Genomic DNA, 16,496 nt, shown 5'->3' with positions numbered 1-16,496 from the left:
AGCGACCGAGGCAATATAAATTTAAAACCGTTCAGATTTTCTGAGCGGTTTTTTTATTTTATAAAATATCCAGTGGACTTCGTACTCGAGATTTTATCACATCCATGATGTGAATGTAGATTTCTGTAGTCTTTATACTATTATGGCCTAAAAGTTCTTTGATAATTTTGATATCTACACCATTTTCCAAGAGATGAGTCGCGTAGGAATGTCTTAGAGTATGAACAGATGCAGGAGATGCTACACCTGATTTTTTCAAAGAAGATTTCATTATTTGCTGTACACTGCGTTGAGAATACTTTTCATTTTCGGAACCTTCAAATAGATATTTTTTAGGATTATAGATTTTATAATATTCTCTCAACAACTCAATAAGTTTGGGAGAGAGCGTTACTACTCTATCTTTTTTTCCTTTTACTTGTCTGATGAGCACAATATTTTGTTCTGTCTTTATATCTGACTTTTTTAGTTCTAATAATTCGCCTAATCTGAGACCACACGAATAAATCGTTGTAAGAATAGCTTTATGCTTTATGTTGGAAATAGAATTTAAAATCTTTTTCACTTCCATCTTAGTTAAAAACTTTGGTAATTTATTTACAACATTTCTTTGAGGATAAAGATGTTTTAAATTAACTGGCCTTTGAAAAGTTTCCTTATAGAATTTCCCAATAGTAGCAATCATTGCTTTTTGATAAGACATTCCTACTTTCTTCTTTTCAACAAGCCAGATGACAAAGTCTTCCAATTGTTTTTGTGTAATATCTTCGGGGTCATATTTTGCAGAAAGTTTCAAAAAATAAGATAAATGGGAAGTATAAGTTTTGATACTGCTTTCTGCATATCGCTGAAGGCGCAACATTGTAGCGAAATCTTCTACATAATTTTTATTCATCGTAAGGTTTGTGCGTTTATCCAAATATAAAAAAATTAATTTAATGATTTACAGGTAGATAAAAGAAAAACAGAACAACATTAGCGCAATTGTGTATAATGCGTATTAGCGCAATATGTAAATTTAGACATTGTACGATATTTTATAAGGAACGTTCTCCGGATATCACTTTTGCAACTAAAAACACAGATTGATGAACCTGAAAATAATGAGAACGCTTCGAAATAATAGTAAAAGATTCCAAATAGCTTATCTTACAACAAGGGCGGACTTCCTGAACATCCTTCCCTATTCTTTTGAGTAAAGTGAAAATCTAAAAAAGTTTTAGATTTTGCATATAAGTAAGGATTTATATATTTTAAACAAAATGAAAAAAATAACTTTATTAACCGCTATTTTAGTAACTGGTGCAGTAAGTGCACATACAGCAATTTCAAAAACTGAAAAGGCAAAGAAAATAAGTTCAAAAACAATAAAAATAGAAAAGATAAAATCTGTAACACCGCCAGAAGGAACATGGTATGCTACAACTTCATGTGGTGTAAGTGCTCAAACTACACAGCCTAACTGGACTATATGGCAAGTTCAAGAATGGGCTGCTGCGATAGAACGTAATTATTGTTCAGGTAAGACTGGCCTTTCAAATAGTTCAGGACTTCAGCCTTAAAATAGTGTACTGTCTGAAAATTAACAAATTTCAGACAGTTTTTCTTTAAATAAACCAATATGAACTTTATAAAAAAAAATATTTTAAGCCTTATTTTCCTCTTTTTTATTAGTATTTCTTATTCTCAAAATTACGCAGGTGATTCTTTAAGAGGAAACTTCACCTATTTATTACAGTCTAAACCAAATAAATTAGACCAAGACTTTGTATATAAGGAATTGTTTTCTTTGCAAATAAGCGATCAGCACGCTTTTTTTATTAGTGAAAAATTGTTGGAATATGACTCTGTTTTTGCGAAAGAATTCAATACATCCATTACTAAAAGTGGTGGTGATAATATTATCGATTTTCGCGGTAAGTCGTTTCCCAAAATCCAATCCGATTTTGTTATTATACAAACGAATGACATTATAAAATATTACAGCTATGTAGGAATATCAGTATTACACTACAATACTCCCGTTATTAAGAATTGGAAATTAGTCAACGAAACACAAATAATTAATACTTTGAAATGTAAGAAGGCAGAAGTAAATTTTAAGGGGAGAGATTGGGTTGCTTGGTATGCAACTGAAATCCCATTTCCATATGGTCCTTTCAAATTTAGTGGATTGCCTGGATTAATTGTTAAAATATCTGATAATACAGGAGATTATAGTTTTGAATTAATAAAATCAACTTCAAACTTTGTGATGAAAGGTAAAATAATAAAAATTAATAAAAGTAGATATGTAAATTCGACATTGGTAACCAAGCAAGAGTTAAAAAAAGCAAATGAAGTTTTTAGAGAGAATTTGATAAATTCATCCGAAAGTATGGGTGTAGTACTTACTCCTGAACAAAAAGAAAATCTACATCAGAGGAAAAAGCAAAGTGAGATAGAGAAAAAAAAATACAATCCTCTTGAATTGGAAGATTAAAAAACATCCCTCGCTGGTACAAGCGTCACGCTCGTATCCACAAACATAAAAACCGCTCCCATCCGAGCGGTTTTTCCATTTCAAAACAAATTCAACGTCCTATATTTCCCAATCCATCACTTTTCCCTATATTTAAACATATTTTTCTACACAGAAAATCAATTCAACCAAATCTCAACGTCCTTGAAAACAAAATTATTACTCCTTTCACTTTTCGGTTTATGTTTAGCCAGTGCACAAACATTAAATTTTAAACATCTTTCGGATATGTCTATGCGCAGAGGAGGGGTAACCAGTACCATTGCAGGCGACAATATCTATGTGAGCAATGGGTATAAAGATTCGGATGGCAATGCTACTATCATTGAGAAATACAACATTAAAGATAACCGCTGGAGTATCATCAACTCTAGTCTGGTTCCTAAAAGATTTGCCAATTCGGAGACTTACGATAATAAAATTTATATTTTTAACGGATGGGGAAACAGTAATCTTGAAATTATAGACCTTGAAACGCATAAAAAAACGAAGGGAGCTATTAATCATGCCTATACAGGAAATGCAGGTTCTGCCATTCATAATGGAAAAATATATACGTTCGGCGGAAGTGGGCTAAACAATGCTGCAACCACTGTATTTTCTAATCGATTCCAATACTATGATATTGCTTCCAATACCTGGCATCCGTTACCAGATATGCCCACCGCCAGAGAAGCCAGGGGCAAAATAGTGAATGACAAGCTCTATGTAATCGGTGGTTTTAACGGTACGTCATCCCGCCTGGTCAATGTGTATGATCTCAACAAAAATCTTTGGACCGAACAATATACGATGCCTGCTGCGATATCGGGACATTCACTAGCGGTATCCGGTAATAAGATTTTTATTGCAGGCGGTTATAATAATCAAAATTTTCTGGCCTATTTTGATACAGAAACCAATAAGTTACATAAATTATCATCCAATATGATTCCCAGACGACATGCTGCTGCAGAAATATATAACAATAAATTATACATCATGGGCGGAAGTACAGCATCCTCAACCAAAACATCTATTAAAAGCATTCAGGTTGCAGATATTAGCGAAGAAGCACTTTCCGCTAAATAAACGAATGAAGATGTATTTAAATCAAAAGTTTATACCAATGCTCAGAGAATTGTTTTCACGATCAGCAATAAAAATAACAGCAATCATTGTGAATACAATGTTTATACAATGGATGGAAAGAAGTAAGTATCTTCGGCCCTACAAAAGTAACAAGAGTTGCCCTTGAAAATGCAGCTTCAGTTTCTGGAATGCTATTAACAACCGAGTGTGTAATCACTGAAATTAAGAGCGCAGAACCTGCTATGCCAATGGGAAGTGGAATGCCGGGAATGATGTAGTCATCACCGATGCTTTAAATATATAAACCGTTCAGATTTTTCTGAGCGGTTTTTTTTATTAGAATGTAGAGCAAAAAATGTTTTTGATGATTAATTTAATATCTTTGAAATAAATAAATAAATAAATAAAGCGAAAAAAAACTTCCCAATCTAGTTGATTTTGAGTGATATGCGAAGTTTATATCGCTTACAAACACGTTGGTGGCAGCTAACAGACACTCTATAAGTATTGAAAGTGAAAGATGGACTTTTTGCATATTTCGACTAGGGATTGAAAAGTTCAAGACAAATAACCAAAATTTAGTTTTAGATGGTCTGACAATTAAATCAGTCCGGCATCAAATAGAAGCAAAAGCAACTTTGTTGTTCAAAAATGGACTTATTGATAATTTAGAAATTTGGTGCTATGAAGGAGAATATCCACAAAAGATTTAATAAGCTATATCTTGACGCAGATTTGGCTTAATGCGGACAAATAAAGTGAAAGCCTCGAAACGTTGTGACAAAATCAAGCAGACAGCCAAATTTTAGCGCTCAGATTTTCTAAAAAAATAGAAACGTAAAAATTTAGGTTCTAATCACAGAAATATCAAAAATAAAAACTTAAAAATATGGTTATGAAAATATTTAATATAACATTTAACAGACAAATCATTGTCGAAATTTTAATAAATATTCTTGTTGGTTATGTAGTTGGTCTTGTAATAAGTTACATAAATATATTTGGAAGTAGCCAAAATGCACCACAATTTTGTGCAATGGCTACTGGAATTTTTTCAATAATGCGAATTTATAATAGACAAAACCCGAAAGTGAAAAACAGAAAGTGAGAAATTGTATTTTGATAACAGAAACCGATGTCGCAGATTTCTAATCCGTGAATTTCAATTCAGCAAAAATATTTTCCTTACTATCGTAAAGGCCAAAAACCACGTAAAACGATTTCGATAAAACCTACAATCATTTCAACATAAGTTTAAACTTATTCGTTGAAGAGTTCAACTTCTTCGTGATGGCAATCAAGCATTACGTTGGGGCGTTCAAGCATTTCGAAGAAGCGTTCAACCACTTCGAAGAGCCGATAAACCACTTCGAAGAGGTAATCAAGTACTCCGAAGACGCAATCAACCATTCCGAAGAGCCAATCAACCACTCCGTAGAGGCAATCAAGTACAATTTGTTATATTTCAGCACTTTACAGCCCTTTTTCAAACTCGATGAATCTCCAGAATATTATTGATAGTCACTTCTAAAAACAATTAAAGCTAAATGCTTTCTTAAGCACTAATTTCAAGTCTATACCCTTTTCCACGAATCACCACAATTTTGATATTAGGATCTATTTCCAGTTTTTTTCTGAGTTTTGAGATAAACATATCAAGACTTCGCCCAACAATGACCCCGTCATCTTCCCAGATTTCCTTTTGCAGGCGGCTTCTTTCAACGATTTCGTTAGGAGACGATGCAAAAATAAGCAATACACGACTTTCGGTTGCCGTAAGCTCTATTGTTTTATCATTGATGATGAGCTTTCTGTTTTTAGCATCAAATTGCACAGAGCCCAAAGTGAACAGATGAGCTTGTTGATTTTCGATCATAACTTTTGGTGATTTTACAGATTTAGACCTAAAAAAAATAAAACCGATCAATGCTAAAAATGAGAGACCGCCCAGAAGATATCCACTTTTTGTTATGCTTATTCCTGTTGGTCTGAATTTGATGTTGATCATGTAACATGATTTTGGTTGCCTCCTGCCGATACACGCTACAATATCATCTTTTTTGCTTTTAGATATCGAAAATCCGTAAGCTACACGAGAGCTGCCACAATTCAGTACATTCACAATATAATCATTGGCAAGTGGATCTTTGGCTAATACACGCCTTGTAAGATTCACCAGAGAGTCGGGTTGAAACGTCAGTTCATTCTCAAAACTGATCTGGTATTCATGATCTGCAATCTTTTTTACCGGAAGCACTCTTGATGTACTGTCGCCCGACCGTAAAAGCAGTTCATGACCAATTTTACGAAGCAGCACCTCCCTTTTAGCAAAATTAAAGTCCTCTTTATCGTCCGTGCTGAAGGCTGCACTTAGTAGTACCACAAATAAGAGCAATAGTACTCCGAGAAGGTATTTGTGTTTTCCTGAGAGCAGATTTTGACTAAGATGCATAGTGTCAAGTTATTATTTACAAAGTTTACAATTTTATTTACAATATAAATCCTATAAGCAGAAAAATAGTAAAGTATTTTCGCTAAATCAAATTTGATAGTCTTTGAAAAATTAAAAAAGCATTGTCAGATTTGATTGATCCAGAGAATCTATATTTAATTTAAAAATCAAAAAAAATTATGAAAAAAGTAATGTATACGCTTATGTTGTCATTGGTTGTACTGGGCGGACTGGTCCTTAGCTTCGCTCCATTCACTGAAGGCTCGGATGCCAATCCTGAAGTTAAAAATGAAACTGCTAAGAAGCCAATTCAAAAGCGACTTTCAGCTGCTGAAATAGACATCGAAATGAAAAAATGGGAAGCTACCCCCGCCGGTATACAGTATAAGAAATGGGAAGCTTCACCTGCAGGTAAAAAAGTGGATGCCGCTGAAATTAAAATATGGAAGCATATTAAAAATTATACTAATATGGAAGGAGTTGTAACTTCTCTTTCTCTTCCGCCAGGATCAAAATTAGGTCTCGGAGTGATGGTAAAAATTAAAGACGAAAACTATATTGTAACATTTGATGCGCAAAAGTCTCAACTTGAACCACTGCATAGCCTGAAAGTAAACGACAAAATAATTATAAAAAGCCATAACGTATCGCATGCACCAAAATATGCTTATCCAATACTATCGTGTGGCTACTTAGAACGAGACGGCAAAGTTATTTTTAAACGAATTCCCCGCAAAGGCGGTTGTTAGGGAAATTCTGTACACCTTGGTAAACTTAATTTCATTAGTGTCAATCAAATAAAATATCTTTGACCTTACATCTGTATCTATTAAAACAATGATGCAACTTAAATATCAATATGTTAGTTTAAATAAATTATTTTTAAAATTACTTTAACAAAATAATGTTGCTACAATCAATACAATGCTTAATTTTAAGTTAGCAGAAATTAAAAAAGTATTGTCAAAAAAATGAAAAAAATTGTATTTCGGTTTTGGGGAATTAATTTACTGATAAGTATTCTATTATTTTTTGCTTATAGAATTTCGATTTCTCAAACAGAGACAAGTAACGGTAATTCATTTGAACAATGGATGCAGATTGTAGAAATCCTGTTAAATCTAGGATTTTCATTAATATATCTTATTGGTATGACGATCTCTTCTCTTGCAGTTCTTCTCAATTTGGTAGAGAAAATCAGAAATAATATCTATTTATCACTTTTAACTTTTTTGGGATTACCATCCATCTGTGTTATTATTATCGTTATCAAACTAGTGATTGATATGAGCTTCAACGATTTTGCACTTTTGAGAACATTTACAATTTTTTCAATACTGTATCTATTCCTTACAACAATAGAATTCTTGCTATTCAGGAAAAGAATTAATAAAGAGCTAAATAAATAATAGACATATTCAGAATCTTCGAATAAAAAATGTCCCTCTCTAATATTATTCAACAATGAGAAAACTCAACATCATTTTAATTTTCATTCTCACAGCATCTTTATTCTTTGCTCAAAATCAAAGATTCACGTATGAATATTCTTATAAAATGGATTCTTTAAATAAGGAAAACGTTGAAAAGGAAATGATGAATCTAGATATTACAAAAGAAGGTTCCAACTTTTATAGCGCCTTGCTATTAACCAAAGATTCTCTTTTTACTGCAGAAGTTGAGAAAGGAAAAGCTTCGCAATCTGTAGTCATTGATATGAGAAAAATTAAACAGGCAAAAGTTAATTTTCGTGTTTCTAAAGCTTATCCTGGTTTAGAAACTGTTTATCACAGTTCTATAAACGCCACCAACATTGCTGTAAAAGAACAGAATAAAATAAACTGGGCTATCTTCCCCGATACAAAAAGTATTGAAGGCTTTAAAGTTCAAAAAGCAACTACTACTTTTGGCGGAAGAAATTGGATAGCCTGGTTCACCAATGATATCCAGATACAAGACGGGCCTTATAAATTTTGTGGTTTGCCGGGATTAATTTTAAATATTGAAGATGAAAAAGGGGATCACATATTCAACTTAAAGGGAAGTCAGAAACTCAATTACAAACCCTTACTGCTCAATTCAAAAATGAAAGATGTTTTTCTGACGAACGAAAAATTCAATAAACTCTGGAACGAGTACAAAAAAGATCCTGCAAAGAATATAAAACTCATTCATAGCTCTTCAGAAATGTCGGATACGCTATTTTTTGATTCAAATACGGGTAGTCCACTTACAAAACAAGATTTAATAAAAGGAAAGGAACAGCGAGCAAGAGAAAATTTTAAAAAGTATAATAATTACATAGAAATAGAACTTTATAAATGAGAGAACTGCGGCTAAAAAAGAACCTTTAAAACGGGTTTTACAGAAACATTATTAGAGAAGAAAGTACACCCGATATCACACCTTAAGTTGAAGAAAACAGGAAATAATTCTGCATCAAAACGGAACATTAATAAGAAAATAAAAACATGAAAATCACTCCCGAACATAATGAACGAATTGCAAAGATGACATTTTCATCAGTATATCCGCATTACATCACAAAGGTAGAAAGCAAAGGCAGAACAATTGAAGAATTACATCAAGTGATAGAATGGTTAACAGGTTTTGATGCTCAGAAACTACAGGAACTCATTGATGAGAAAGTAACATTTGAAATATTTTTTAAGAGAGCAAAACTAAATCCCAACGCAAATCTTATAAAAGGAGTGATCTGTGGATATAGAATTGAAGAAATTGAAAATCCTCTTACAAAACAAACAAGATATCTTGATAAGCTGGTTGATGAATTGGCAAAAGGAAGAAAGATGGAAAAGATCTTAAGACAATAACCTGATTAAAGTTATGGCAAAAACAACTCACACCGGAGTAAACGTAGCAGATTTTATAAACTCGTATGTTGACAATGAGCAGAAAAAAACCGATAGCTTTCGCCTGATAGAACTGATGCAAAAATGGACTGATTCCGAACCCAAAATGTGGGGGTCTTCCATTATCGGATTTGGAAATTATCACTATAAATATGCAAGCGGACACGAAGGCGATGCACCTGTTATTGGGTTTTCACCAAGAAAAGCGGCGTTTTCACTGTACGTTTATTCTGACACAGAAAAAAGCAAAGTACTGCTACCCAATCTCGGTAAATTTAAAATGAGTAAAGCCTGCATTTACGTAAAAAAACTTTCCGACATTGATATTGCCATTTTGCAGGAACTCTGTATGGAATCTATCAAGTACAACAGCGAACATCATGAATGTTCTTGCAGAGCAAAATGACCGATAAACATTCACAAAAATGAGTAAGAAAATACTATGACAAAAAATGATGAATTACTGTTAAAATTTAAGTAAAACTAGAAATGAAAACCATCTACTACCACGGCACAAAAGCAGATCTTAACATCGGAGATCTTATCGAAGTAGGCTTTACATCAAACTACGGCACAAAAAGAAAATCAAAATACATTTATCTTACAGAAACTTTAGATGCAGCAACCTGGGGTGCAGAATTAGCTTTCGGAGACGGAAAAGAAAGAATCTATATTGTAGAACCCACCGGTTACATTGAAGACGATCCCAATGTTACAGACAAAAAATTTCCGGGAAACCCTACGAAATCATATCGATCAAAACATCCCTTTAAAGTGGTGGGCGAAGTTACAAATTGGCAAAGCCACTCTCCCGAACAGCTCGAAACAATGAAAAATCATTTGAAAAAATTAAAGGAAATGGGTATTGAAGCAATAGAAGATTAATCAGACTCAATTTGTTCCTCTTAAAAATGTAGAAGCCAAAAAGAAAATCATCTAAAACATTTATAATTCATAGTAACATATTTTGAGTTTATCCTCGAGTATAAGATTGTTTTTTTATTAATAAAACAATGATTTTAATTTATTTTAATAAAATTTGCATCTATTAAGAATTGTAGAACAGTTTTTGATTTAACATTTTCGTAATCAATTGTTCTTTTTATTTTTCAATGTAACAAATGCCTTTATATTATTTTTAATTAAAATCTTAAAGCCATGAAAAAACTACTCTTTATTATCCCCTACTTCATCCTTTCTGAAGCTACGGCACAGGAAATAGTAAATGATAAACCCTCAATGGTTCCGGAAGATAAAATGAATATTATTAAAACCAATATTACAGGATATGCCTTCAGGAATATTAATTTATCATACGAAAGATCTATTAATCGATGGTTTGCCGTAAATGTAGGATTCGGAACCGTCGCAGAAGGTAAAGTTCCGTTTATGAATGCTTTTCTGAGTGATGAAGATGAGAAAAATTTTCAAAATCTTAAGATAAAAGCAACCAACTTCACCATTGAGCCTAGATTTTATATTGGTGAAGGCTATGGCAAAGGCTTTTACTTTGCTCCATACTATCGATATTCAAAAGTCTCTACCAATACTTTCGATTTTACATATGACTACAATGCTTTTGGAACAACGATCCCTATTCCGCTTAAAGGTTTAGGAGATGCAAACGGTAACAGTGGCGGGTTGATGGTGGGTGCACAGTTTTTTTTAAATGAACAACACAGCTTTGTTTTAGATTTTTGGATCGCCGGTGCGCATTACGGCTCAGGAAAAGGTGACTTCAGCCTTACCAGTGATATAGTTCTTACCCCCGAAATGCAGGCACAGCTAAAAAATGAAATTGAAAATCTTGACGTGCCTTTTGTAGATTACACCGTGGAAACGAATGCCAACGGAGCCCGCGTGAAAGTAGACGGACCCTGGGCAGGGTTTAGAAGCGGTTTTTCGCTGGGTTATAGATTTTAGTTTTTCAAACATAAAAAATGCGCCTCAGATAATTTCTGAGGCGCATTCATTATATTAAGCGTAACACTCCTTAAATCTGGAAATCAGATTATCCATCGTGTGTCTCTGTACATAAACAGTCTTTACATCTTCATATCTTGGTGATTTGTAAAACACCTCATGGAAATCCATACTTCCGTTACCAACTTTTACAATTTTTTGAACATCGATGTTCAATTTTTTCAATTCATCTTTAAAGACCTGAAATTCGTCGTGGATATTATTCATCTTTATATTTTGTTTTTAAGTTAAAAAATTAGCAATTATTTCATCATTGCCCCCTATTAAAATCAACTTTATGTTAAATTTTTAATAAATTTAGCAAAAATATTTAAATTAACAATGGGGTTTGGATGATTTTTAATGATTAATCTTAATTGCAAAAACTATACCTAACTGTATAGTTATTAATGAAAAGTGAATTTAATATGAACCAAATGTTAACAAATGTAGATTTGACCGTAGTTTCTTTAATTGATTCTCCTTGAATCATTTAGCTAAATTTATTAAAAGTTTTAATCGATTGAATACAAAAAAATTTCTTGTATAAATTAAAATTTAACTTTTAGTAATTTTAAGAATCAAAAAAAGAAATAAAAACACAATGAATTTCTTCAAAGCATTATCTTTACTCATCTTTATCACTTTTTCACTGGCAATTTTCGCACAAGAATATAATCCCGTGGTTTTAGAATCTAAAAAAGGAAATGAAAAGCAAAATGCCGCAGCTAAAAAAGAAGAAATGAAGTATTTTCTCCAGTTCGGAATTATGTCACGAAACCACGACAGTTTTAAACAAAAATACGGAGTAAATATACTTTACGAAAATTGTGTAATCACTCCGTATATGTCGGAAAAAGCAAGAAAGAACAATCAGGAAGTTGCCCAATATTTAACCACAAAATACGGTGAAAACTGGAAAAAAGATCTGGAAATAATTCCTTACGGTTTATAGGCTTTCTTTTTCTTCTACTTCAATTTCGTGTCTCAGCTGTGCTTTATATAATGTGGAATAATATCCGTTTTTATCTAAAAGCTCAAGATGTTTGCCTTCTTCAACGATTTTACCATGCTCCATGACGATGATTTTATCGGCTTTCTCAATGGTTGAAAGTCTGTGAGCAATGATAATTGATGTTCTGTTTTTGGTAATTTTCTCTGTCGCTCTCTGGATTAATTTTTCACTTTCGTGGTCAATGGATGAAGTCGCCTCATCCAAAATCAAGATCTTTGGATCTGACAAATATGCTCTTAAGAAAGACAAAAGCTGTCTCTGTCCTAAAGAAATAGACGACCCTCTTTCGCTTACCACAAACTCGTAACCGCCGGGCAGGCTTTCAATAAAGTCATCAACTTCAATTTCTCTTGCGCCGGCTTTTATTTTTTCTAAAGTCACCTCATCATCACCAAATGCAAGGTTTTCATAAATGCTTCCGTGGAACAGGAAAACATCTTGCAAAACCACACCGATGTGACTTCTCAGATTATACAGTTCATAATCTTTGAGTTCGACATCATCAATGTAAATTTCCCCCGAATTGATATCATACAATCTTGTAATTAAACTGATAATTGTCGATTTTCCGGCTCCGGTTGCACCGACAATAGCCACAGTTTCTCCGGGATTTACTTTAAAATCAATTCCTTTTAAAACTTCCTGTTTCTCATCATACGCAAAACGAACATCTTTGAATTCTATCTTTCCGTCAAAGTGATCTTTTTTAACCGTTCCTGTATTTGGCATTGCATAATCTTCATCCATCACGCCCAAAACTCTTTCTGCACCTACAATTCCACGCTGAATATTGTTGAAACGATCTGCAATCTGTCGTAAAGGACGAATCAACATCGAAATAAACTGAATAAATGCAATCACAACACCCGCACTGATGGTAATATAACCTCCATAAAACAGGACAAAACCAATGAAAAGGGATGAAATCAATTCAACTACAGGAAAAAATAAAGAGAAGATAAAAACGGTCCTTAATAAAGCACTTTTTAAAGTGATATTAATATCATCAAACTTTTTGAACTCTGCCTTTTGCCTGTTGAATACCTGAATAATCGGCATTCCCGCCAATCTTTCCTGCACAAAAGAGTTTTGATTGGAAGTCCAGGTTCTTTCGTCACCAAATGCCTTCTTCAGTCTTTTCTGGAAAAATCTTGTAATCACAACCATTAAAGGTAAAATGGCAAGAGAAATGTAACTCAAATGCACATCAACCTGAAACATCATAAATAAAACGAAGACAATTCTCAAAACGTCTCCAAAAACCATCAGAAAACCGTCTGTATAAACCGTTGCAATAGTTTCTACATCACCAACTGCTCTTGTCACTAACTGACCAATCGGAGTTTTATCAAAAAAAGCGGTTCTGAAATAAATCAGTTTGTTATAAAGTCTTTCACGAATATCTCTGATAACATTCTGCGAAATGTAATTTGAAAAATAAACTAAAAAGAAATTTAAAATTGTTTCGGCAAACACCAACCCAACCAAAACATAAATATGCTTCATCATGAGCGCTTTATCTTTCAGCTTCGTGATATCATTATCCACAATCTGCATTGTAAGATAAGGCCTGTAAGTAGAAACAACCGATAATATGATGGAAATAATCAGAGTAAAAATAAACCAGGAACGAAACTTCATACCGATGAAGAAAAGCCTTTTTACAATTGCCCAGGTATCTTGTTTTTTCATTATAGAAATTGACGTAAAGAATTAATTTGAAAAAATTCTCTGCAAAAATACGGCTTTAAAATTTTACAGCTCGAAGAACTTGGATAGAAAATTAAAGATATCTGTTATTTACCAAATGTATATTTAATGAAGATCTTTTGTATGCTCGGTTCCTATTTCTTCAATTTCCAAAATTGGATTCTTTGCATTTTCCTTTTTAAATCGATTTTCAAGAATCCTGTAAACTCCATAAACACAGCCAATCGCAAATATCCAACTGATGATATTGATTCCTGAAAAACCTGAATAATTATTATCATTCAGAGCATTTGGATTTGATATTGCATCATAAAATCTGTAAGAAAGTAAAAATAAGATCTGAAAGCCCAGATAAATACCTATCGCCAAAAGACCGAATTGCCACTTTGTTTTACCAAATCGCTCAGCTAAACCTGCATAATACCTATACGCACCAACAAGAATAATAATTGACATCATAGTTTTTAGTTTTTTATGAATCTAATTTAATTATTTTTTCCGATTCCGTCTATTTCTGATTCATGTGTTGAAACTGAGTCTTTTCTCCACGATTTTTCAAGATTTCGATGAACAAACCAAACAGTAAAAATAGAAGCAACCCATCCTAAAGTTGTAACAAGAGTCACAGAAAACAAATCCGACTCTTGAGAATTTAATAGCATTTCGATAGATTTATAAATCAACCAGAATAGTAATTGTACACCTAAACAAATTCCCATTCCCAGAAAACCATATTTCCAGTGAACTTTTCCGTTTCTTACAGCCAGTTTTTGATAATATCTGAAAACACCAATAGCAATTATAATTGAAATCATTTTTATTTAATATTTAAAATTCATACCCAACATCGACCAAAAACAATGCATGAGCCGGAGCAGAAGTTCCCGCAGAATTTCGATTTTTATTTTCTATTACTTTTCGGATATCTTCCGGTTGTATCTTCCCGGAGCCTACTTCCACCATTGTCCCGACAATTGCTCTTACCATATTTCTAAGAAAACGGTTGGCCGAAACAGTAAATTTCAGTTCGGTTCCGTTTTGCTCCCATTCTGCTTTATACATTTTGCAGAGATTGGTTTTGTTGTCGGTATGCAGTTTCGCAAAACTTGTAAAATCTTCATATTCAAATAAAATCTTACAGGCTTCATTCATTTTATTGATATCTAAAGGCTTTCGCCAATGTTGCCAAGCCGAATCCTGCGTAAACGGATTTTTTTCCAAAGAAATATAATATTCATACGTTCGGAAAGTGGCATCAAAACGAGCATGAAAATCATCTTTCACTTTAAAAATTCTTTTCACCGAAATATCAGCAGGCAAAAAACTATTCAGTTTATGAGAAAGCTGATCGCTCAAAATCTGATCAGTCTCAAAATGGGCAAACATTTTCTTGGCATGAACTCCTGTGTCTGTTCTTCCCGCTCCTGTTGTTTTAATTTCTTGTCTTAAAATCGTAGAAAGAGCTCGCTCCAGTTCTTCCTGTACAGATATATCTTTCGGCTGAATCTGATAGCCAAAATAATTTTTACCGTTGTATGAAAATTCAATAAAATATCTCAAAGTCGATCAATATTAGATTTAGAAATAAATGGTAAATAAATTACTATTGAATGATTAAATATTACCACTCATTTTACTACTTAAACATTCCTGCAAAAATACTTTAATTTGATGGAAAAAAAATTGTTAATTTTATTTCGAAAACTGATTAAAAACATCATTTAACGGTTTTAAAATTCTTATTTTTGCCAACGTATGAAAAGATGGTACCTTTACCCTTTTTCCTTAGGTTATCACATGGTTACGGGCATCCGAAACACAATGTATGATCTTGGAATTTTTAAGTCCACGAAGTTTAAGACCCCGATTATTAATGTCGGCAATCTTTCTGTGGGCGGAAGCGGAAAATCACCAATGGTGATGTATTTGGCAAAATCTTTATCTAAACATTACAGAACAGGCGTACTTTCCAGAGGCTACGGAAGACTGACGAAAGGATACGACGTTACCAACTACGACAGTAATTATAAAACTGTGGGTGATGAAGCGATGCAGCTTTTTGAGCGTTTTAAAAACCGTTTTGTAATTGCAGTTTCCGAAGACCGTGTTCCCGGAGCAAAAAAAGTGATCGATGATATGGATCTTGATGTGCTGATTCTTGATGATGCAATGCAACACCGAGCCATCAAAGCAGGATTCAATATTTTAATGACCGATTTCAATGATCCTTATTTTAAAGATCATCTACTTCCGGCAGGAGATTTGAGAGAATCCAGAGCAGGATCAAAAAGAGCAGATATCATTATGGTGAGTAAATGCCCTGATGAACTGACTGAGGAAACTAAGCAATATTATATCTCAAGAATAAAGCCCGAGCGTGGTCAAAAAGTATTTTTCTCATCCATCGGATATGACGAAAATGTCTATTCAAGAGAAAAAATGCTTCCTGATAACAACTTGAATTATTACGATATTCTTCTCATCACAGGAATTGCCAACCCAAAACCTTTGCTGAATCATTTGGCTAAATTTTCGCAACGTGTAAAACATCTGAAATTCAGAGATCATCATAATTTTTCTGATGCAGATATTAAAAACATTATCGAAGAGTACAAAAAATTGGGCGAATACAAATTAATTCTTACCACCGAAAAAGATTACGTTCGTCTGAAAACTTTTGACTATCTGCGTGATCTGGTGTATTACTGGCCGATCAATGTGGTGATCGATAAAAAGGAAGAATTCAATCAGGTAATTATGAATTACGTGAATAAAAGATAATAGAAGTCTGCGGCGAAAGTTGCAGATTTTTCATTTAATATAGATTGTTTCAATTCTTAAATTTAAGCCAATTCATGCAATTTCATTTTAACTTAACAAATCAATGTTTAG

Annotated in this window: 20 protein-coding genes; 13 read left to right on the top strand and 7 right to left on the bottom strand. The window is 33.2% G+C overall.

Annotated elements, in window-relative coordinates; translation table 11 throughout:
• Window positions 1–58 precede the first annotated feature (58 nt).
• Entirely contained in the window at window positions 59–895 is an 837-nt protein-coding gene (locus EG358_RS04920; RefSeq protein WP_076557982.1) for a tyrosine-type recombinase/integrase, read from the bottom strand.
• A gap of 367 nt (window positions 896–1,262) precedes the next feature.
• On the opposite strand from EG358_RS04920, the gene EG358_RS04915 reads away from it, so the two are divergent.
• The 4 genes from EG358_RS04915 (at window position 1,263) to EG358_RS04900 (ending at window position 4,700) form a co-directional block, all read left to right on the top strand.
• Window positions 1,263–1,562 carry a hypothetical protein gene (locus EG358_RS04915; protein WP_076557980.1) on the top strand — a complete coding sequence of 100 codons (300 nt, stop codon included), beginning with the start codon at window positions 1,263–1,265 and terminating at the stop codon, window positions 1,560–1,562.
• Between the two features lie 59 nt (window positions 1,563–1,621).
• On the top strand, window positions 1,622–2,482 hold the full coding sequence (locus tag EG358_RS04910; protein ID WP_174565087.1) for a GLPGLI family protein: 861 nt from the start codon (window positions 1,622–1,624) through the stop codon (window positions 2,480–2,482).
• Window positions 2,483–2,665: 183 nt separating this feature from the next.
• Window positions 2,666–3,592: a Kelch repeat-containing protein gene (locus EG358_RS04905; protein WP_123890017.1), complete on the top strand. Its 927-nt coding sequence runs from the start codon at window positions 2,666–2,668 to the stop codon at window positions 3,590–3,592.
• Between the two features lie 895 nt (window positions 3,593–4,487).
• Complete coding sequence (locus tag EG358_RS04900) at window positions 4,488–4,700, top strand: hypothetical protein (protein ID WP_123890015.1); 213 nt, start codon at window positions 4,488–4,490, stop codon at window positions 4,698–4,700.
• Between the two features lie 447 nt (window positions 4,701–5,147).
• Here EG358_RS04900 and EG358_RS04895 read toward each other — a convergent pair whose 3' ends face one another.
• The gene (locus tag EG358_RS04895; protein WP_076557970.1) at window positions 5,148–6,044 is read right to left on the bottom strand and encodes a winged helix-turn-helix domain-containing protein; all 897 of its coding nucleotides are present in this window, start codon (window positions 6,042–6,044) and stop codon (window positions 5,148–5,150) included.
• 179 nt (window positions 6,045–6,223) lie between these two features.
• On the opposite strand from EG358_RS04895, the gene EG358_RS04890 reads away from it, so the two are divergent.
• From EG358_RS04890 to EG358_RS04860, 7 genes are all read left to right on the top strand, one after another.
• A complete protein-coding gene (locus tag EG358_RS04890; protein WP_076557968.1) occupies window positions 6,224–6,793 on the top strand; it encodes a hypothetical protein in 570 nt (189 codons plus the stop codon).
• 222 nt (window positions 6,794–7,015) lie between these two features.
• Complete coding sequence (locus EG358_RS04885; protein ID WP_076557966.1) at window positions 7,016–7,453, top strand: hypothetical protein; 438 nt, start codon at window positions 7,016–7,018, stop codon at window positions 7,451–7,453.
• A gap of 55 nt (window positions 7,454–7,508) precedes the next feature.
• Window positions 7,509–8,369 carry a GLPGLI family protein gene (locus tag EG358_RS04880; protein ID WP_076557965.1) on the top strand — a complete coding sequence of 287 codons (861 nt, stop codon included), beginning with the start codon at window positions 7,509–7,511 and terminating at the stop codon, window positions 8,367–8,369.
• Window positions 8,370–8,515: 146 nt separating this feature from the next.
• Window positions 8,516–8,878, top strand: coding sequence for a DUF2200 domain-containing protein (locus EG358_RS04875; protein WP_076557963.1), 363 nt, complete (start codon window positions 8,516–8,518; stop codon window positions 8,876–8,878).
• A gap of 13 nt (window positions 8,879–8,891) precedes the next feature.
• The gene (locus EG358_RS04870) at window positions 8,892–9,323 is read left to right on the top strand and encodes a DUF1801 domain-containing protein (protein WP_076557961.1); all 432 of its coding nucleotides are present in this window, start codon (window positions 8,892–8,894) and stop codon (window positions 9,321–9,323) included.
• Window positions 9,324–9,406: 83 nt separating this feature from the next.
• On the top strand, window positions 9,407–9,802 hold the full coding sequence (gene arr / locus EG358_RS04865; RefSeq protein WP_076557960.1) for an NAD(+)--rifampin ADP-ribosyltransferase: 396 nt from the start codon (window positions 9,407–9,409) through the stop codon (window positions 9,800–9,802).
• A 273-nt stretch (window positions 9,803–10,075) separates the two neighbouring features.
• Window positions 10,076–10,840, top strand: coding sequence for a DUF3575 domain-containing protein (locus tag EG358_RS04860; protein WP_076557958.1), 765 nt, complete (start codon window positions 10,076–10,078; stop codon window positions 10,838–10,840).
• A 54-nt stretch (window positions 10,841–10,894) separates the two neighbouring features.
• Here EG358_RS04860 and EG358_RS04855 read toward each other — a convergent pair whose 3' ends face one another.
• Complete coding sequence (locus EG358_RS04855; protein ID WP_076557956.1) at window positions 10,895–11,107, bottom strand: hypothetical protein; 213 nt, start codon at window positions 11,105–11,107, stop codon at window positions 10,895–10,897.
• A gap of 376 nt (window positions 11,108–11,483) precedes the next feature.
• Between EG358_RS04855 and EG358_RS04850 the strand changes: the two genes are divergently transcribed.
• Complete coding sequence (locus EG358_RS04850; RefSeq protein WP_076557954.1) at window positions 11,484–11,834, top strand: FEKKY domain-containing protein; 351 nt, start codon at window positions 11,484–11,486, stop codon at window positions 11,832–11,834.
• Here the strand turns inward: EG358_RS04850 and EG358_RS04845 are convergent.
• From EG358_RS04845 to truA, 4 genes are all read right to left on the bottom strand, one after another.
• On the bottom strand, window positions 11,829–13,586 hold the full coding sequence (locus EG358_RS04845) for an ABC transporter ATP-binding protein (protein ID WP_076557952.1): 1,758 nt from the start codon (window positions 13,584–13,586) through the stop codon (window positions 11,829–11,831). The two genes, EG358_RS04850 and EG358_RS04845, sit on opposite strands and share 6 nt — an antisense overlap.
• 123 nt (window positions 13,587–13,709) lie before the next feature.
• Window positions 13,710–14,063, bottom strand: coding sequence for a hypothetical protein (locus EG358_RS04840; RefSeq protein WP_076557950.1), 354 nt, complete (start codon window positions 14,061–14,063; stop codon window positions 13,710–13,712).
• Between the two features lie 26 nt (window positions 14,064–14,089).
• Window positions 14,090–14,419: a hypothetical protein gene (locus tag EG358_RS04835; protein ID WP_076557948.1), complete on the bottom strand. Its 330-nt coding sequence runs from the start codon at window positions 14,417–14,419 to the stop codon at window positions 14,090–14,092.
• A gap of 13 nt (window positions 14,420–14,432) precedes the next feature.
• Window positions 14,433–15,164 (bottom strand): tRNA pseudouridine(38-40) synthase TruA, encoded by a 732-nt coding sequence (gene truA, locus EG358_RS04830; RefSeq protein ID WP_076557946.1) that lies wholly within the window; start codon window positions 15,162–15,164, stop codon window positions 14,433–14,435.
• A gap of 195 nt (window positions 15,165–15,359) precedes the next feature.
• On the opposite strand from truA, the gene lpxK reads away from it, so the two are divergent.
• The gene (gene lpxK / locus EG358_RS04825) at window positions 15,360–16,385 is read left to right on the top strand and encodes a tetraacyldisaccharide 4'-kinase (protein WP_076557944.1); all 1,026 of its coding nucleotides are present in this window, start codon (window positions 15,360–15,362) and stop codon (window positions 16,383–16,385) included.
• Window positions 16,386–16,496 lie beyond the last annotated feature (111 nt).

The organism is Chryseobacterium indoltheticum, from assembly GCF_003815915.1.
GTDB classification, from domain to species: domain Bacteria; phylum Bacteroidota; class Bacteroidia; order Flavobacteriales; family Weeksellaceae; genus Chryseobacterium; species Chryseobacterium indoltheticum.
The sequence above is the reverse complement of the archived record's forward strand: the minus strand, read 5'-3'. Positions and strand labels throughout refer to the sequence as shown.